Origin of the sequence: Micromonospora sp. NBC_00330, from assembly GCF_036136635.1 — a bacterium.
Taxonomy (GTDB): Bacteria; Actinomycetota; Actinomycetes; order Mycobacteriales; family Micromonosporaceae; genus Micromonospora; species Micromonospora salmantinae.
This window is the reverse complement of sequence record NZ_CP108012.1, coordinates 3,528,685-3,545,595: the sequence shown is the minus strand read 5'-3', so window position 1 is coordinate 3,545,595 and position 16,911 is coordinate 3,528,685. Positions and strand designations below refer to the sequence as shown.

Sequence of the window (16,911 nt, the reverse complement as noted above, 5' to 3'; positions counted from 1 at the left end):
GATCTCACACCCGTTGCCGGGTAGGCACAAGCCTCCCCCGGGCGCGTCGGCGGTACCGTCCGTATCGCCGGAGCTGGGCGGACCGTTATCGTGGGGACCGCCATGGCGAAGATCTTCCAAGTGTCGGCCCGCGCGGGGATGACCCGCGTCGTCGAGCCGATTGCCCGCGCCCTGCTGCGCGCGGGCGTCACCCCCAATGCCGTCACCGTCGCGGGCACCGTTGGTGTGCTCGTCGGCGCGCTCGGCTTCGGTGCCCGCGGCCACCTGGTCGCGGGCGCGTTGATCGTCACCCTGTTCGCGCTCACCGACCTGCTCGACGGGACGATGGCCCGGATGAGCGGCGGCTCCACCAAGTTCGGGGCGTTCCTCGACTCAAGCATGGACCGGGTCGCCGACAGCGCCGTCTTCGGTGCCGTCGCGTACTGGCTGGCCACGCAGGGCGACCACTCCGGGGTGGCCGCCGCGTTGGTCTGCCTGGCCGTTGGTGGCCTGGTCTCCTATGTCAAGGCTCGCGCCGAGGGGCTCGGCATGACCTGCAACGTGGGCATCGCCGAACGCACCGAGCGACTGCTGATCGTCGGGGTCGGTGGAATCCTCACCGGCCTGAACGTGAAGCCGGCCCTGGAGATCGCGCTGTGGCTGCTCGCCGCCGTGTCGATCTTCACGGTGGGGCAGCGGATGACGCACGTCTACCGCCAGGCCCAGCAGCTCCAGCCGAACGGCCAGGCATGAGTGGCGTGCCGGCGACTCGGACGACCGGCGGCCGAGTCGCGTGAACCTCACCGAGCTGGGCTACATCGCCGGGTGGCGGGTGGTCCGCGCGCTACCCCGGCCGTTGGTGGCGGCGGCGTTCCAGGCGGGCGCGGACCGCGCCCACCGCGCCGGTGGCGGGGGTACGGCCCGACTGCGCGCGAACCTGCGCCGGGTGGTCGGCCCGGAGCTGCCCGACGCCGAGCTGGACGATCTCGTCAAGCGTGGGTTGCGCTCGTACGCCAGGTACTGGATGGAGGCGTTCCGGCTGCCCGCCCTGAGCCGGTCGCAGATCCTGTCCGGCTTCCGGCTCGACGGCGCCGAGCTGCTCGCGGCCGACGTGGCCGCCGGTCGGGGCGCGGTGGTGGCCCTGCCGCACGCCGGTAACTGGGATGCCGCGGGCGCCTGGGTGGCGGCCACCGGTTGGCCGATCACCACTGTCATGGAGCGGCTCAAGCCGGAGGGCGTGTACAAGCGTTTCCTGGCCTTCCGGGCGGAGCTGGGGATGGAGATCCTGCCGACCCACGGGGGGCCGCGTCCGGCGTTCGACGTGTTGCTGGACCGGCTGCGGGCCGGTGCGGTGGTGCCGTTGCTGGCCGATCGGGACCTCTCCGCCCGGGGGGTGGAGGTGGACTTCTTCGGTGGGAAGACCCGGATGCCCGCCGGGCCGGCGCTGCTCGCGCTGCACACCGGCGCGCCGCTCTACGTGGCCTCGCTGTGGTACGAACCGGATGGCGCCCGCGCGTCGCTGGCTGGTCCGTTGCCGGTGCCGGGGCCCGAGGTGGGGCCGCTGGACCAGCGGGTCCGGTCGCTGACCCAGCTGATCGCCGACGGTCTGGCGGCGGGTATCGCCCGGCATCCGGAAGACTGGCACATGTTGCAGCGGATGTGGCTGGACCAGGCGAGGTCGGGCGAGGGCGCGGCGCTGCCCTCGTCGGCCTCCGGCCCGGCCTGAGGAGGTGGGCTGACGGATGCGGATCGGCATCGTGTGCCCGTACTCCTTCGACGTGCCCGGTGGGGTGCAGAACCACGTCATGGACCTCGCCGAGGCGCTGATCGCGCTGGGCCACGAGGTCAGCGTGCTCGCGCCGGCCGACGAGGATTCGCCACTTCCGGAGTACGTGGTGTCCGCCGGGCGGGCCGTTCCGCTGCCGTACAACGGTTCGGTGGCCCGGATCGCGTTCGGGCCGGTGTCGACCGCCCGGGTGCGGCGGTGGATCACCAACGGCGACTTCGACGTGCTGCACGTACACGAGCCGCTCACGCTGAGTCTGTCGCTGCTGGCCGTGCTCTCCGCCCGTGGCCCGGTGGTGGCCACGTTCCACACCGCGATGACCCGTTCGAGGGTCCTCGCCGCCGCGCAGGGTGTGCTCCAGATCGTGTTGGAGCGGATCACGGCCCGGATCGCGGTGAGCGCGCTGGCCCGCAAGGTGCAGGTCGAGCACATGGACGGCGGGGCGGTGGAGATCCCCAACGGGGTGGCGGTGGCCAAGTTCGCCGACGCCGAGCCGTTGCCGGGCTGGCCGGGGGAGTGCGCGACCGGCACCGGCGGCACGCTCGGCTTCCTGGGCCGGTTCACCGAGGCACGCAAGGGCTTCCCGGTGCTGCGTGACGCGTTCGTGGCGCTGGCCGCCACCCGGCCCGGTCTGCGGTTGCTCGTCGCCGGCCCGGGCGACCCCGACGACCTGTACGACCAGTTCCCGGCCGAACTGCACGAGCAGATCACGTTCCTCGGCCTGGTCAGCGAAGCGGACAAGGCGCGCATGTTGCGCAGTGTGCACCTCTACGTCGCACCGAACACCGGCGGTGAGTCGTTCGGCATGATCCTCACCGAGGCCCTCGCCGCGGGTACGACTGTCGTCGCCAGTGACCTGGACGCCTTCCGGCGGGTGCTCGACGGGGGCCGGGCCGGTCGGCTCTTCCCCACCGGCGATCCGGTGGGGCTGCGTGACGTGCTGGCCGAGCTGCTGGACGACCCGGCCGCGCGGACCGCACTGAGTGCCTGCGGCGATCAGGTGGTCGCGAATTTCGACTGGCCGGTGGTTGCTCGCCGCGTTCTGGAGGTATACGCAGCGGCGATCGAGGCAACCGACGGGCGGGTCATCGACCAGGAATGGGTGGGGCTGAGCTGAGCCGGTGTGACGGATGGCGCGGGGGTGACCGGCGGGACCGGTCCGGCCGCGCCCAATCGGACGAAACGGAGCAGCACTACGATGCCGCACATGTGGTGGGTGGTGGCCGCGAGCGTGGTCGTGGGGCTGGTCGCGGCGTACCTCATCTGGACCGCCGGCCGGGTCGAGCGGCTACAGGGCCGCGCGGAGCTGGCAGCCCGGGCCCTCGACGCCCACCTGCTGCGCCGCGCGGCGGCAGCCGCGGTCCTGGCTGAGCGGCGTTTCGGCGTCGAGCTGTACGCGGCGGCCCGGATCGCCCTGGACGCCAGCCCGGACGAGCGGGAGGCGGCGGAGAACGACCTCACCCGGCAGTTGCGCGGCGTCCAGTTGGACCCGGGCGACCCGGACTGCGTGGCGGTCATCGCCGCGAGTCGTCGGCTCGCGTTGTCCCGGCAGGTGCACACCGACCTGGTCCGGGACGCCCGCTCGGCGCGCAGCCGGCCGCTGGTGCGCCTGTTGCGGATGGGGCGGGGCCGGGAGTGGCCGCGCTACTTCGACATCGACGACCCGACCCTCATCGTGCCGGCGGACGTCCCCGCCGCCTGACCCCCTGCTCCCCGATGGGCACGGGCGGGCTGGTGACCACTGCCACAGTGCAGGCCACCGGGGGTCTGATTGGCTGTCGGTGCGGCGTTGCACCGCGCGTAGCATTTTCGCTGCCACCCCCAGAGCATGTCCAAGGAGCGATGACCCGTGCCCGAAAACACCGCCTCGAACACCGGTACCGCCCCCGTCGTCGGCACCGCCCGCGTGAAGCGTGGCATGGCCGAGATGCTCAAGGGCGGCGTGATCATGGATGTCGTCAACGCCGAGCAGGCCAAGATCGCTGAGGACGCCGGCGCCGTCGCGGTGATGGCCCTGGAGCGGGTGCCCGCCGACATCCGCGCGCAGGGTGGGGTGTCCCGGATGAGCGACCCCGACATGATCGACGGGATCATCGAGGCGGTCTCCATCCCGGTGATGGCCAAGGCCCGCATCGGCCACTTCGTGGAGGCGCAGATCCTCCAGTCGCTCGGCGTGGACTACGTCGACGAGTCCGAGGTGCTGACCCCGGCCGACTACGCGAACCACATCGACAAGTGGGCGTTCACGGTGCCCTTCGTCTGTGGCGCGACCAACCTCGGCGAGGCGCTGCGCCGGATCACCGAGGGCGCGGCGATGATCCGCTCCAAGGGCGAGGCGGGCACCGGCGACGTCTCCAACGCCACCACCCACATGCGGAAGATCCGCCAGGAGATCCGCCGGCTGGCCTCGCTGCCGACCGACGAGCTGTACGTCGCGGCCAAGGAGTTGCAGGCCCCGTACGAGCTGGTCAAGGAGGTCGCCGAGAGCGGCAAGCTGCCGGTGGTGCTGTTCACCGCGGGCGGGATCGCCACGCCGGCCGACGCGGCGATGATGATGCAGCTCGGCGCGGAGGGCGTCTTCGTCGGTTCCGGCATCTTCAAGGCGGGCAACCCGGCTCAGCGCGCCGCCGCGATCGTCAAGGCGACCACCTTCCACGACGACCCGGACGTGCTGGCCAAGGTCTCCCGGGGCCTCGGCGAGGCGATGGTCGGCATCAACGTCGACGAGATCCCGCAGCCGCACCGCCTGGCCGAGCGCGGTTGGTGACGGGTCGGCGCCCGTCAGCGCCGAGGACTGTCGATGCGCCCCGCCGGGGCGGCGTGACGTGGAGAGGAACGGTGCGACCATGACGGGACCCGTGATCGGTGTGCTCGCGCTTCAGGGCGACGTCCGCGAGCACGTGGCGGCGCTGGCCGCGGCGGGCGCGGACGCCCGCCCGGTCCGCCGTCCGGCGGAGCTGGACGCCGTCGACGGCCTGGTCGTTCCCGGCGGCGAGTCCACCACCATGAGCAAGCTCGCCGACATCTTCGAGATGCGCGAGCCGATCGACAAGCGGATCGCCGACGGCATGCCGGTCTACGGCTCCTGCGCCGGGATGATCATGTTGGCGACCGAGGTGCTCGACGGCCGACCCGATCAGCGGGGTTTCGCCGGCATCGACATGACCGTCCGCCGCAACGCGTTCGGCCGGCAGGTCGACTCGTTCGAGGCGCCGGTGACCGTCGTCGGGGTGCCGGGCGAGCCGTTCCACGCGGTGTTCATCCGCGCGCCGTGGGTCGAGCGGGTCGGTGCCGGCGTCGAGGTCATCGGGGTGGTGTCCGACGGCCCGGCCGCCGACCGGATCGTGGCGGTGCGACAGGGCAACCTGGTGGCCACCTCGTTCCACCCGGAGCTCACCGGTGACCTGCGGGTGCACGCGTACTTCGTGGACCTGGTCCGCGCCGCCCGCTGAACGGCGGGCGACCACGCCGGGCTGTCCATGATGCTCGCCGCGGTCGTGGCTTCGTCCGAGGTTTTTGTCCCGTCTGCCCTGGTCCGTCGGGGCCGGGCGGTAGTGCCGCGCGCGGTGCATGACAGGGACCCGGGGGACGTCGGTAGGATTGCGGAGATTCGGCAGGGCCATCTGCCCGCCACGGCTTCCACCAGAGCTGACCGGCACCTCCGCGTGCGCCGGTGGGAGCGGGGCGTGAGCGGTGCGGTCGATGCAGACGGCGGGTAGCAACGGAGGTAGAAGATGTCCGGCCACTCAAAGTGGGCGACGACCAAGCACAAGAAGGCCGTCATCGACGCCAAGCGCGGCAAGATGTTCGCCAAGCTGATCAAGAACGTCGAGGTGGCCGCGCGGATCGGCGGCGGCGACCCCACCGGCAATCCGACGCTCTTCGACGCCATCCAGAAGGCGAAGAAGAGCTCGGTGCCGAACGACAACATCGACCGCGCCGTCAAGCGTGGCTCCGGCCTGGAAGCCGGCGGCGCCGACTGGCAGACGATCATGTATGAGGGGTACGGCCCGAGCGGCGTCGCCATGCTCATCGAGTGCCTCACCGACAACCGCAACCGCGCGGCGACCGAGGTGCGCACCGCGTTGACCCGCAACGGCGGCTCGCTCGCCGACGCCGGCTCGGTGTCGTACATGTTCTCCCGCAAGGGCGTGGTGATCGTTCCCAAGGAGGGCACCAGCGAGGACGACGTGATGCTGGCCGTCCTCGACGCCGGCGCCGAAGAGGTCAACGACCTCGGTGAGGCGTACGAGGTGGTCTCCGAGCCGACCGACCTGATCCCGGTGCGCACGGCGTTGCAGGACGCCGGCATCGAGTACGAGTCGGCCGAGTCCTCCCTGATCCCCAGCGTCAACGTGCCGCTGGACGAAGAGGGCGCGCGCAAGATCTTCAAGCTGATCGACGTCCTGGAGGACTGCGACGACGTCCAGAACGTCTACGCCAACTTCGACGTCAGCGACGACGTGATGGCGGCGGTCGACGCCTGACCCCGTCCCGCCCTCGCCTGACCCCAGCGCGATCTTGCACTTTCTGACCCGACATACCGTGTCACGCGTGGCATATCGTCAACAGGAAGTGCAAGATCGCGGTGGGGGCTGGGCTGGGGCGGCGAGCGAGGGGGTGCGGGGTGGTGGAGCGGTTTGAGCCTGGCGACACCGTGGTACGGCGTGAGGTGCTGCGGGGTGAGGTCTGGTTCGCCTGCCCGACGATCTGCGTCGAGGACTCGCCCGACCTGCTCGCCCTCTACCTTCCACCGGGGGCCGAGTTCGGCTTCCCGGACACCGGCGTCTTCCCCTGCGGGCGGCACCCGTGGGAGACCGCCGGGCACCGCTCCTGGTCCGGGCACGGCAAACTGATGCTGCAACGCCCCGGTGAGGCGCACTCGATCGACGTCTTCTGGACCGGGCCGGGGCGCGACTTCGCCGGCTGGTACTTCAACCTCCAGGACCCGGTGCGGCGTACCCCGATCGGGGTGGACACCCTGGACCACGAGCTGGACCTGTGGTGGGCGGCGGACGCCGACCGCTACGTCTGGAAGGACGTGGAGATGTTCGCGCAGCGCCTCGTCGAGGGGCGCTACCCGGGCATGGGGGACGCCATCCAGGCCGAGGGTGACCGGATCGCCGCCCTGCTGGACGGGGGTGAGCGCTGGTGGGACCCGTCGTGGGCCACCTGGCAGCCCGACCCCGCTTGGACCGCGCCGCCGCTGCCCGCCGGCTGGGATCAGGTGCCACTCGCACTGAACGGCGCCGAGGTCACTTCCCGGGCAGCGCGTTGACCAGGAACACCTGATCCGGGCCGCCGGTGCACGGCTCGACCAGCGCCGCGTCCGCCACGGCGCTGTCGTCGTCGCGTAGGCCGACGCACAACTCGGTACGGTCGGGCCGGATGCGGTACGCGTCGGGCGTCGCTCCGGCCGGTTCGAAGTGGAACACCTGCTTCGGCCTGTCCGCGCTGCAGTTCTTCTCGTCCCAGGGTTCGAGCAGGTTCCGGCCGGGATCCTCGTCGCGGATGGTGAGGCAGCCCTTCCCGAGCACCGGGTGGACCCAGTGGATGAAGAACATTCCGGCGGCCACCGGTACCAGCGAGGTGTCCGGTGGGGTGGCCTCCGTGCAGGGCCGCTGGACCGCTATCTCCTTGGCGTACTGGCCGGTGCGATCGCGACCCTCGGTGAGGCAGAGGTGCGGGCTCCGGACGGGGCGGATCTGACTGAGCCCCGCGCTCGGCGAACGGGCACCGTCACCCGCCGATGCGCTCGGATCGATGGTGTGCGCGGCCTTCCCTCGCTCGTCGTCGCGTCTCTCGATCCAGAAGCCCGCGCCGAGCGTGCCCAGCAGGAGCACGACGAGCAGCGCCAGCGGTGCTGGCCGCGCGAACCAGCGTGGGCGGGCCGGGTCAGGGTCCTCCGGGGCCACTGTCGTGACCGCGTCGACCGGCGGTGGCTCCGCTGCCGGCGTCGGCGGGGCGAACTGGCCTGCCGCGAGGCGGTGCCGGGCCCGTAGCCACGTCTCGACCTGATCTCCCGCGCCACACGCCCGTACGAACGCGGCCACCACCTCGGGGCGCGGCAGTGTGGACCGGCGCAGGATGTCCGCCGCGGTGCTGCGGGCCAGCACGTCACCCGTCGACGCGGCACGCTGCTCCAGTTGCCGGTAGGTGAGCCCCGACCGGTCCTTGAGCTGGCGCAGCATCTCGACGAACTCGGCCGGGTCGGTTGCGTCGTCCGGGCGTAGCTCCCCCGTGGTCATCGCCCGATTCTCCAGACACCGCGGAGGCGAGGGCAAATCGGGTCCGGGCGACTGTCCGAGATGGTCGGACAAGATCCGGACATGCTGCCGTGAGCTGCCCGGACAGCCCAGCGCGGTGACCAGGGCATTGTCCTGGCCGATCGGGTTACCTAGCGTCTGTGTCGATGGCCGCGCCGCTGACCGGTGTACGGCCGACGGGCTTGTGCCGGCACGGGTTCGGGCTCGACCACACCAACGACACGGGGAGATTCGATGGATGACGCTGTCCGGGATCCGGTGCCGCAGGCGGCCACGGCGGGGGAGTACGTGGCGTTGCTCAGGGAGGTGCGACGGCGTTCCGGTCTGACCTATCGGGAGCTCGCCCGGCGCGCCTCGGCGGCTGGACACTGGCTGCCGCCGAGCACCCTCGCGACGATGCTGGGGCGCACGACGCTGCCCCGGGAACGCACAGTCGTCGCGCTGCTGGCCGCCTGCGGCACCCCGACGGTCGAGGTCGACAGGTGGCTGGAGACACGGCGGGACCTCGAGGCTCGCCTGGACGAGCAGGGTCGAGGGGAGAGTGACGCGGCACCGACCCCTGCCGGCCCGTCCACGACCGTTGCGGCGAACATCCGCCCGAGCGTCGGCTCGGTTCCGCCGCGACCCGTTGCGCCCTGGCCGGCCCGTCGCTGGCTTCGGCTGGCGCTGCTGGCGGCGCTCGGCGTCCTGACGGTCGGGGCGACCGGGGCACTGCGACCTCTCGCCCCTCCCACAGTGGACACCTCGCCGACCGTCGGCTGCCCGGAGGTGCCGCGCCAGGGCATGTACGGCCCCTGCGTGCTGAGCCTCCAGGAGCACCTGGTGGCCGACGGACTCACAGTGCCGGTCGACGGCTGGTTCGGCCCGGACACCACCAGCCGGGTGATGGTGTTCCAGGCGCTTGGCGGCCTGCCGGTCAGTGGCACCGCGGACGAGCGGTTGTTCGACGAGTTGGCGGGCGATCGGAAGGTGCCCGCCAGATGGTCGGAGGACCGGATCGGCAAACATCTGCGGCGCACGTTCCCGGAGGACCCGGCCGGGGCGGTGCAGGTGGCGCGCTGCCTGTCCGGGCTGGACCCGTACCGGGTGGAGGTCGTCGAGGACGGATCGCGGCGCTGGGGGTTGTTCCAGTTCAGCGACATGGAGGTGTCCCGGTTCGGCGTCGACCGTCAGACGTCGCTGGACGCGGCCTGGAACATCAGGACGGCCCGGGAGGTCTGGTCTCGTACCGGCGACTTCGGCCACTGGAACTGCGCGGCGTAGCGGTCACGCGTGACGCTCCCCGCCCGGTCCACGAACCGGACGGGGAGCACCCCGTTGTCCCGACTGACGATTACGGTCGCAGGCGGTTGACGAAGACGTGCGCGCCCACGGAACGGCCGGTGTCGAGCCCGGCCTCCGCGTCGAACCGATAGTGCACGCCGAGGTAGATCCGGCTCAGCGCGTTCTCCTCGGCGGCGTCGTCGAAGCCGGTCATGTGCCGGACCACGCCCACTGCGTGCGGATCGTCAGTGGTGGCGTCGAAGGCGATCGCGTCGGTGCCGAAGAACCTCTTCATCACCGCGGACCAGGCCCCCGCGAAGGTGGCGTGCCCGGAGATGTAGGCCGGGAAGGCCGGCGTGTACGGCACCCCCTCGCGGGTCTGAGACAGCGGCTGCCAACCGGGGCCCTCCGTCGCCTCGATCGCCGTCACCGGCCGCCACAGGTCGATGGGCGTCTGGTACTTGGCGTCCCAGGCGGCGATGGCGGCGTCGGCGAGGGCGAGGGCCACCAGCCCGAAGAGCCGGGCGTTGGCCAGGATGCCGAGCTGACGCTGCTCCGACACGATCCGGGTGTGTGAGAAGAGTTGACCCGGTGGCTTGTACGTGCCCCCCAGGTCGTTGGCCCAGAAGAACGCGATCTGCGTCTGCTCGGGGGTCCGCAGCGACGACGTCCGACCGCCGTAGTCGCGGATCTCCCGCACCTGGGCGTCGTATTCCTCCTTGCCGAGCAGGTCGTCGTACCCGGCGGCGTCGGCCGGCAGGCCGGGCCGGAACTGCCGGCCCGAGGTGAGCGCGAACGGGGTGACCAGTCCCCAGTTCGGGCTGACCGCCGCCTTGCCGTTGGTCGGCCGCCACGATCCGGGTACGCCGTCCAGTTGGTACGGGGTGTTGTTGCCGGAGCCGTCGTTGGCGCGGGCCTGGAGGTTGGCGGCGGCCGCCGCCGCACCGACGGTGTCACCACGGGCGACCTCGGCGGCGTTCACCCCGGACGGCCGGAGCGCGACAGCGGCGGCGAGGGCCTGGGAGTAGGACTGGCCCTGACCGCCGTACAGGGCGGTCAGCACGTCGTACGCGGCCCGGTCGATGGCCGCGTGCAGGGACGGCGCCACGACGTTGTCCATGGTGCCCGGGTAGCTGACCGGCACTCGTACGCGGTAGGGGTTGCCGACCCCGGTGACCGAGACGGCGGCGTCGTGCATCGCCGCGTGCAGGATGGCGGCCTCGCGGGACGAGGAGGTGGGTGGCAGGTCCAGCGCCTTGTAGGTGGACAGCAGGACACCGTTCCAGTACAGGATCGGGTCGGTGGCCGGGTTCACTGCCAGCGGGGTGAGCGAGATGTTGTCCAACCGGACCGTCGAGGTGGTCTGGCCGCCGAAGTGGAACAGCAGCACCGCCTTCGGGTCGCCGAACGGGGACACGAAGTCGAATGTGAACCGGCTCATCGAGGACGTCAGCGTGACGCTCCGGTCGACGGCGGAGGTGAAGGGCGTGTCCGCCCGGGAGACCGAGACGCGCAGGGAACGGCTGACGTCGGCCGCGGCGTCGAACTGCAACCGGTACGGCTGCGCGGCCGTCACCCCGAACTCGAAGTGACCGACCAGGTCCTCCCAGACGGGCTTGCCCACAGTGGCGCTGGTGCGGACGCGCAGTTGCCCGGCGTTGACAGTGGTGCTGGTCGAGGCGAGCCGCGTCCACCAGGGCTGGGTGCTGCCGTTGTCGAACGTGCCGTTGAGGATGAGGTCGCCCGGGGCGGCGGTGGCCGGCGTGGGGCGGACGAGGGCGGTGAGGGTGCTGGCGAGGGCGACCGCGAGCACGACGCTGAGCAGACGGCGGAGTCGCCGTGCGTTGATCGGTGGGGACATCGAGAGCCTTTCCGGTCCGGGAACCGGCGACGACCAGGTCGTTGCCGTGAGGATCGGCTCAACGTAGGAGCGTTCGCGCTGTTCACGGCCACCGAACAGCGCTCGGAACCGTGCCGTACGGCAGCGGGCGCCGGCATCCGATCAGGACACCGACGCCCGCGCGGGCGCAACGCTGGTTCAGCCGATCGTCTCCCGCTCCCGCCAGGCGGTACGCAGCGAGGTCCGGCCGTTGGTGCGCAGGAGCGACCCCTCGTACACCCGGGCCCCGGCGAGGAGGAACGCGCCGGCGGCGAGCACCAGGAGGACCAGTGAGAGGATCGGCTCCCAGCCGGCCGCGTCGCCGGTGAAGAGCCGCAGCGGCATGGCCGTGGGCGACGAGAACGGCAGGTAGGACAACACCCGCATCGCTGTGGCGTTGTCGTTCAGGAAGATCACCGCGAAGAACGGCAGCATGACGGCGAGCTGCACCGGCGTCGAGACGGCGGCGATGTCCTCCTGCCGGTTGGCCAGCGCGCCGGCCGCCGCCCACATGGCGGCGAGCAGCACGAAACCGATCAGGAAGAACGGTACGAACCAGCCGATCGCCGGGGCGAGCAGGCTGAGCAGACCTCCGCTGTCGCCGATCTGCAACCCGAGCACCGCCACCAGCGCGATCAGGGCGATCTGCGCGAACGCCAGGATGGCTCCGGCCACCACCTTCCCGGCCAGCAGGGCCCGGACCGGCACGGCGGCGACCAGGATCTCCACGATCCGGGTCTGCTTCTCCTCGATGACGCTCTGCGCGATCTGCACACCGAACGTCTGCGAGGTGATGAAGAAGACGAACGCGAAGACGAACGGCACCAGGAACGCCACCACCGGGTCGACAGCGTCCGGGTCGAGCAGGCGGACGGTCGGCTGGGTGCTCAGGGCCTTCACCACGTCGTCGGGGGCGTCGTCCATGGCCAGGACGGCCGGTCCGGTGACCACAGCGGCGTCCACGTCGTCGTCGCGGACGGCCTGTTCGGCGGCCCGGTCGTCGGGGACGACCCGGACTTCCAGCCCGGCGGCGCGCAGCGGCGCGGCCACGCTCTCGGTCGCGGCCACAGTGGACGGCCCACCGGAGAACAGCGGCGGCAGGATGGTGCCGGCCGCGGCGATCAACAGGAAGAACAGCGTGCCGAACAGGAAGGTGCGGTCGCGCAGCTTGACCCGGATCTCGCGTTCGGCGACCAGCCGGGTGGCCTGGGTGACGTTCACTGGGTGACCTCTCGGAAGATCTCGGTGAGCGAGGGGCTGACCGGGCGGAAGGCGCGGACCGGGCCGCGCGCGAGGGCGGCCCGCAGCACGGGCTGTTCGTCGGTGCCGGCCGGCAGGTCGAAGACCACCCGCGCGCCGTCCAACTCGACAACTGTCACCCCGGGGTGGTCGCGTACCCAGCCGGCGTCGTGCTCGACGACCAGCTCGAAGCGGGGCACCGTGTACGAGTCGCGCAGCTGCTGCCGGCTGCCGGCGGCCCGGATCACCCCGTCCCCGATGATCACCAGGTCGTCGCAGAGGCGCTCCACGACGTCGAGCTGGTGACTGGAGAAGAGCACCGGCGCGCCGGCCGAGGCCCGTTCCCGCAGCACGGCCACGACGGTCTCCACGGCCAGCGGGTCGAGGCCGGAGAACGGCTCGTCGAGCACCAGCACCTCGGGGTCGTGCACCAGCGCGGCGGCGATCTGGGCGCGCTGCTGGTTGCCCAGCGACAGCGTCTCCAGCAGGTCGTCGCCGCGCTCGCCGAGCCCGACCCGGTCCAGCAGCGCGTCGGTGGAACGTCGTGCCGCGGCGGCGTCCAGCCCGTGCAGCCGGCCCAGGTAGGCCACCTGCTCGCGGGTGGTCATCTTGGGGTAGAGGCCCCGCTCCTCCGGCATGTAGCCGAAGCGCCGACGGTCCTGCCGGGTCAGCGTGGTGCCGCCCCAGCTCACCTCGCCGGCGTCGGGGGCGAGCACACCCAGGATGATCCGCATGGTGGTGGTCTTGCCGGCGCCGTTGGCGCCCACGAAACCGGTCATCCGGCCGGCGGTCACCTCGAAGGACACGTTCCTGAGCACCTGACGGTCGCCGAAGCTGCGGTCGACGCCGTCGAGGCGAAGCGTTCTGGTCACGCACCCACGCTAGATCGATCACCCCGCTGTGCCGTCCGCCCCGCGGGTGAGCGGGCGGGTCCACCTCGCGGCGGACGCCGTCACCCGCCGGGGCGGACCACCCCGTTCTCGTACGCGAACACCACTGCCTGCACCCGGTCGCGCAGGCCGAGCTTGGCCAGCACCCGACTCACGTGCGTCTTCACAGTCGCCTCGCCCAGGTGGATGGCCGAGGCGATCTCCGCGTTGCTCGACCCGGCGGCGAGCAGCATCAGCACCTCCCGTTCGCGCGGGGTCAGCTCGGCCAGCGCCGCCTCGGCGTCCGGGCCCCGGTGGGCGGTGCCCGCCGGGTCGCCGGGTCGGGCGAAGGAGGAGATCACCCGGCGGGTGATCTCCGGGGCGAGCAGACCGTCGCCCCTGGCCAGCACCCGGATCGCCTCGACCAGCTCCTCCGGCGTGCCGTTCTTGAGCAGGAAGCCGCTGGCCCCTGCCCGCAGCGCGGCGAACAGGTAGTCGTCGCGGTCGAAGGTGGTGAGGATCAGCACCGCGGGCGCCCCGGGCCCGTCGGCGACGATCTGCCGGGTGGCCTCCAGGCCGTCCATCCCGGGCATCTCCACATCCATGAGTACGACGTCGGGGCGGGTGGCCCGGGTCATGATGACGGCCCGTTCGCCGTCGGCGGCCTCACCGACCACCTCGATGTCGTCCTCCACCTCCAGGATGACCCGGAAGCCGGTGCGGACGAGGTGCTGGTCGTCGGCGAGCAGCACCCGGACCGTCGGCCCGGTGTCGGGTGCCTGCTGGGCTGCCGCGCTCATGCCGACGGCTCCGCGCCCGTTGCCGCCTGCTGCCTGTCGCTCGGCTTCCGCTGGGGGCGCACCGGCCGGTCCGCCGACGCCGCCAGGGGGAAGCGGGCGCGTACCCGCCAGCCGCCGCCGGCCCGCGGCCCGGCCTCCAGGTCGCCGTCGTGGGCGGTGACCCGTTCGCGCATGCCGATCAGGCCCAACCCGACGGCGTTGGCCGGGTCGCCGCCCCGCCCGTCGTCGGTCACGTCGACCTCCACCTCCCGGGCCAGGTACCGGACCCGCACGTCCAGCAGTGCCGCCTCGGCGTGCTTCAGGGTGTTGGTCACCGCCTCCTGCGTCACCCGGTAGGCGGTCTGGGAGACCGATTCGGGCAACGCGACCGGGTCGCCGTACACCCCGAGGGTGGCCGTCAGCCCGGCGGCCCGAGCCCGCTCGACCAGTTCGTCGATCCGTTCGACGCCGCCGGCCGCCGGCGGCGTGGCGTCGGTGCCGGCGGAGGTCCGCAGCACGCCGAGCATCCGACGCAGCTCGTCGACGGCGGTGCGGGCGCTCTGTTCGATGGCGGTCAGCGCCGTGCGGGCCTTACCCGGGTCGCGGTCGAAGACCCGGCGGCAGGCGGATGCCTGCACGCCCATCACCGACACGTGGTGGGCGACCACGTCGTGCAGCTCGCGGGCGATGCGGACCCGTTCGCCGAGCACCGCCCGTTCCCGGGCCTCGGCCTGCGACCGGCGCAGGTCCTCGGCCTGGGCGCGCAGCTCGTGCTCGCGGCGCGCGGCCACCCACGCGGTCTCGCCGAAGAAGTACGCGAAACCGAAGACCAGCACGTTGAGCAGCACGCCATTGACCATCGCGGCGAGCACCGGCGGCACCGGTCCGACCGCGTCGGCGAAGGCGTCCGCCGGAATGTGGTCGATCATCACCGCGTAGTAGAGCCCGAGCCAGGCGAACATCGTGGCGATCACGCCGATCCGCAGCCGGCGGGACAGTCGGCGGTCCTGCCCCCAGGCGCCGACCGTGTAGAGGGCGCAGAACAGGGCCCAGGAGGAGAACTGGCTCTCCGGGGCCGAGCGCGCCTGCGCGGCGATGAACGCCACCGCGACGACCAGCACTGTCGCGGTCGGCCAGCGTCGTCGCCAGATCAGCGGGACTGTCACCGCGACGGTCCAGAACAGCTGCTCCGGCCCGGACGGCGGTGGGCCCAGCAGGAACGCGCCGGTGCTGCGGGCCAGGGTCAGACTGACCAACGCCAGGCCGGTCATCCCCAGGCCGATCCAGAGGTCGTTGCGGCGCTGCTCCGGCGTTGGACCCGGACGACGCCATTCCGGTAGCGGTGCCACTGTCATCCGGGAACGATGCCACGCCGCCCACCAGGCCCTCCAACCGGGCGGGCCGCCGAGGTCAGCACGACGGGCGACGGCCCGGCGCGGGGTACGCGCCGGGCCGTCGGATCGGAGATCACTCACGCGGTCTGCCGCCGGGTCTTCACTGCGGTGTCGATCAGGTCCCAGACCACCACCGCGGCCGTGCCGACCGCGATGGTCGCCCCGAGGACGTTGCGGTTGTCCGCATCCGCCAGCCAGCTGAGCCGCTCACCGAGGGCCGGGTTGAGCAGTCGGTCGGAGAGCGCCAGCCACATCAGCGGCACCGCGAACGCCAGGCTGAGCAGCGCCCTGATGCCGAAGATCGTCCAGGTCCAGTGCGCGATCCGGTACTTGACGATCTCGACCACCGCGCTGGCGGCGAGGACCACGATCAGCGCCGGCAGCCAGAACGACCAGAGCGCCGGGTCGAGGATCGGGATGTTCTCGCCGTCGGCGCCGCGCACCCAGGACTGGTAGTGCTGGAACGGCAGGTACGCGATGGTCAGCACCAGCATGATCACGGATGCGATGGTGTCGGCGAGGGGGATGCCTCGTCGCACCGGTGCGTCGGGCAGTTGGTCGACGGTCCAGCCCGGTAGGTCCACTGTCGTCTGGGTGCGCTCGATGATGGCGAAGGTCAGTGTGAGCCAGAAGGTGATCTGCACGGCCACCTGCATGGCGACGACGATGCCCGGCCCGATGGCCCCGAAACCGCTGCCCTCGGCGACCTTGACGATGGCGAAGATCGTGCCGACGAGCGCGGGGATGAAGCTGAGCAGCAGCTTCAGCAGCCGCAGCCAGACCAGGTAGTAGGTCGGGCCGATGAGCTGCAACCGGCGGTCGGCGTACCGGGCGGCCAGCACGTCCGGGTTGCCCAGCTCGGTGAGCACCTCCCGCTCGGCCACTGTCGGGTCCGCGCCGCCGCCGGTGCGGTCGTCGATCATGTCCTCGATGGAGGCCCGCAGCTCGTTGGCGATCTCGTCACGGCGCTGGGTGGGCACCGATCGCAGGGTGGCGGCGAGGTAACGGTCGGTCAGGGTGTTCATCGGTCCACTCCTTGGATCAGCCCGGTGATGGAGGTCTGCACGGCGGCGAGGTCGTCGAGGAGCCGGTTCAGCATCGACTCGCCCTCGTCGCTGGTCCGGTAGAACTTGCGCGGTCGGCTCTCCTCGGTGTTCCACTCGCTGGTCAGCAGCCCCTGGTCCTCCAGGCGGCGCAGCAGCGGGTAGAGGGTGTTGGCGTCGACCGGGAAGCCGTGGTCGCTGAGCCGTTGCAGCAGTGCGTAGCCGTAGTCCGGTCGGCGTAGCGCGACCAGGCTGGCCACCACGACGGTGCCTCGACGCAACTCCTGTAGGTGCGTCCGTAGAACGTCCTCGCTAACCATGTGTCACACCATACTGTGTGCCACACAGTGTTGTCTACGCCGACATCATCGTGTCCGCCCAACCTCCGATCGGGCCGATACGACGTACGGGGCG

17 protein-coding genes are annotated in these 16,911 nt (G+C 71.7%); 9 read left to right on the top strand and 8 right to left on the bottom strand.

Going from position 1 to position 16,911, the window contains the following annotated elements; all coding sequences use genetic code 11:
* Positions 1 to 102 precede the first annotated feature (102 nt).
* The 8 genes from pgsA to OG598_RS15835 all read left to right on the top strand — a co-directional run bounded on the left by pgsA (position 103) and on the right by OG598_RS15835 (position 7,043).
* The gene (gene pgsA / locus OG598_RS15870; RefSeq protein WP_328655145.1) at positions 103 to 732 is read left to right on the top strand and encodes a phosphatidylinositol phosphate synthase; all 630 of its coding nucleotides are present in this window, start codon (positions 103 to 105) and stop codon (positions 730 to 732) included.
* Between the two features lie 40 nt (positions 733 to 772).
* Positions 773 to 1,705, top strand: coding sequence for a phosphatidylinositol mannoside acyltransferase (locus tag OG598_RS15865; RefSeq protein WP_328655144.1), 933 nt, complete (start codon positions 773 to 775; stop codon positions 1,703 to 1,705).
* A 16-nt stretch (positions 1,706 to 1,721) separates the two neighbouring features.
* Complete coding sequence (locus OG598_RS15860; protein WP_328655143.1) at positions 1,722 to 2,882, top strand: glycosyltransferase family 4 protein; 1,161 nt, start codon at positions 1,722 to 1,724, stop codon at positions 2,880 to 2,882.
* Between the two features lie 81 nt (positions 2,883 to 2,963).
* The gene (locus OG598_RS15855; protein ID WP_328655142.1) at positions 2,964 to 3,467 is read left to right on the top strand and encodes a hypothetical protein; all 504 of its coding nucleotides are present in this window, start codon (positions 2,964 to 2,966) and stop codon (positions 3,465 to 3,467) included.
* Between the two features lie 147 nt (positions 3,468 to 3,614).
* The gene (gene pdxS, locus OG598_RS15850; protein ID WP_091401733.1) at positions 3,615 to 4,532 is read left to right on the top strand and encodes a pyridoxal 5'-phosphate synthase lyase subunit PdxS; all 918 of its coding nucleotides are present in this window, start codon (positions 3,615 to 3,617) and stop codon (positions 4,530 to 4,532) included.
* A gap of 79 nt (positions 4,533 to 4,611) precedes the next feature.
* A complete protein-coding gene (gene pdxT / locus OG598_RS15845) occupies positions 4,612 to 5,217 on the top strand; it encodes a pyridoxal 5'-phosphate synthase glutaminase subunit PdxT (protein WP_328655141.1) in 606 nt (201 codons plus the stop codon).
* A 282-nt stretch (positions 5,218 to 5,499) separates the two neighbouring features.
* Positions 5,500 to 6,252: a YebC/PmpR family DNA-binding transcriptional regulator gene (locus OG598_RS15840; RefSeq protein ID WP_112583375.1), complete on the top strand. Its 753-nt coding sequence runs from the start codon at positions 5,500 to 5,502 to the stop codon at positions 6,250 to 6,252.
* Positions 6,253 to 6,395: 143 nt separating this feature from the next.
* Positions 6,396 to 7,043, top strand: a complete 648-nt coding sequence (locus OG598_RS15835; protein WP_328655140.1) for a DUF402 domain-containing protein — start codon at positions 6,396 to 6,398, stop codon at positions 7,041 to 7,043.
* On the opposite strand, the gene OG598_RS15830 is transcribed toward OG598_RS15835, so the two are convergent.
* Positions 7,021 to 8,013, bottom strand: a complete 993-nt coding sequence (locus tag OG598_RS15830; RefSeq protein ID WP_328655139.1) for a helix-turn-helix domain-containing protein — start codon at positions 8,011 to 8,013, stop codon at positions 7,021 to 7,023. The genes OG598_RS15835 and OG598_RS15830 overlap by 23 nt on opposite strands.
* A gap of 252 nt (positions 8,014 to 8,265) precedes the next feature.
* On the opposite strand from OG598_RS15830, the gene OG598_RS15825 reads away from it, so the two are divergent.
* Entirely contained in the window at positions 8,266 to 9,294 is a 1,029-nt protein-coding gene (locus OG598_RS15825; RefSeq protein WP_328655138.1) for a helix-turn-helix domain-containing protein, read from the top strand.
* 70 nt (positions 9,295 to 9,364) lie between these two features.
* Here OG598_RS15825 and OG598_RS15820 read toward each other — a convergent pair whose 3' ends face one another.
* From OG598_RS15820 to OG598_RS15790, 7 genes are all read right to left on the bottom strand, one after another.
* Positions 9,365 to 11,155, bottom strand: coding sequence for a carbohydrate binding domain-containing protein (locus OG598_RS15820; protein ID WP_328655137.1), 1,791 nt, complete (start codon positions 11,153 to 11,155; stop codon positions 9,365 to 9,367).
* Between the two features lie 177 nt (positions 11,156 to 11,332).
* A complete protein-coding gene (locus OG598_RS15815; RefSeq protein WP_328655136.1) occupies positions 11,333 to 12,394 on the bottom strand; it encodes an ABC transporter permease in 1,062 nt (353 codons plus the stop codon).
* Complete coding sequence (locus OG598_RS15810; protein WP_328655135.1) at positions 12,391 to 13,284, bottom strand: ABC transporter ATP-binding protein; 894 nt, start codon at positions 13,282 to 13,284, stop codon at positions 12,391 to 12,393. The genes OG598_RS15815 and OG598_RS15810 overlap by 4 nt, the downstream gene beginning before the upstream one ends.
* Before the next feature lie 80 nt (positions 13,285 to 13,364).
* On the bottom strand, positions 13,365 to 14,081 hold the full coding sequence (locus OG598_RS15805; RefSeq protein ID WP_328655134.1) for a response regulator transcription factor: 717 nt from the start codon (positions 14,079 to 14,081) through the stop codon (positions 13,365 to 13,367).
* Positions 14,078 to 15,415: a sensor histidine kinase gene (locus OG598_RS15800; RefSeq protein ID WP_328655133.1), complete on the bottom strand. Its 1,338-nt coding sequence runs from the start codon at positions 15,413 to 15,415 to the stop codon at positions 14,078 to 14,080. The genes OG598_RS15805 and OG598_RS15800 overlap by 4 nt, the downstream gene beginning before the upstream one ends.
* 116 nt (positions 15,416 to 15,531) lie before the next feature.
* Positions 15,532 to 16,479: a permease prefix domain 1-containing protein gene (locus tag OG598_RS15795; RefSeq protein ID WP_328655132.1), complete on the bottom strand. Its 948-nt coding sequence runs from the start codon at positions 16,477 to 16,479 to the stop codon at positions 15,532 to 15,534.
* The gene (locus OG598_RS15790; protein ID WP_091401756.1) at positions 16,476 to 16,817 is read right to left on the bottom strand and encodes a PadR family transcriptional regulator; all 342 of its coding nucleotides are present in this window, start codon (positions 16,815 to 16,817) and stop codon (positions 16,476 to 16,478) included. The genes OG598_RS15795 and OG598_RS15790 overlap by 4 nt, the downstream gene beginning before the upstream one ends.
* Positions 16,818 to 16,911: the final 94 nt, after the last annotated feature.

Coding starts and splice junctions, on each gene's coding strand:
- pdxT (WP_328655141.1), top strand. CDS start 4,612: ATGACGGGACCCGTGATCGGTGTGCTCGCGCTTCAGGGCGACGTCCGC.
- OG598_RS15805 (WP_328655134.1), bottom strand. CDS start 14,081: ATGAGCGCGGCAGCCCAGCAGGCACCCGACACCGGGCCGACGGTCCGG.
- OG598_RS15800 (WP_328655133.1), bottom strand. CDS start 15,415: ATGACAGTGGCACCGCTACCGGAATGGCGTCGTCCGGGTCCAACGCCG.
- OG598_RS15795 (WP_328655132.1), bottom strand. CDS start 16,479: ATGAACACCCTGACCGACCGTTACCTCGCCGCCACCCTGCGATCGGTG.
- OG598_RS15825 (WP_328655138.1), top strand. CDS start 8,266: ATGGATGACGCTGTCCGGGATCCGGTGCCGCAGGCGGCCACGGCGGGG.
- OG598_RS15860 (WP_328655143.1), top strand. CDS start 1,722: ATGCGGATCGGCATCGTGTGCCCGTACTCCTTCGACGTGCCCGGTGGG.
- OG598_RS15790 (WP_091401756.1), bottom strand. CDS start 16,817: ATGGTTAGCGAGGACGTTCTACGGACGCACCTACAGGAGTTGCGTCGA.
- OG598_RS15830 (WP_328655139.1), bottom strand. CDS start 8,013: ATGACCACGGGGGAGCTACGCCCGGACGACGCAACCGACCCGGCCGAG.
- OG598_RS15855 (WP_328655142.1), top strand. CDS start 2,964: ATGCCGCACATGTGGTGGGTGGTGGCCGCGAGCGTGGTCGTGGGGCTG.
- OG598_RS15820 (WP_328655137.1), bottom strand. CDS start 11,155: ATGTCCCCACCGATCAACGCACGGCGACTCCGCCGTCTGCTCAGCGTC.
- pgsA (WP_328655145.1), top strand. CDS start 103: ATGGCGAAGATCTTCCAAGTGTCGGCCCGCGCGGGGATGACCCGCGTC.
- OG598_RS15840 (WP_112583375.1), top strand. CDS start 5,500: ATGTCCGGCCACTCAAAGTGGGCGACGACCAAGCACAAGAAGGCCGTC.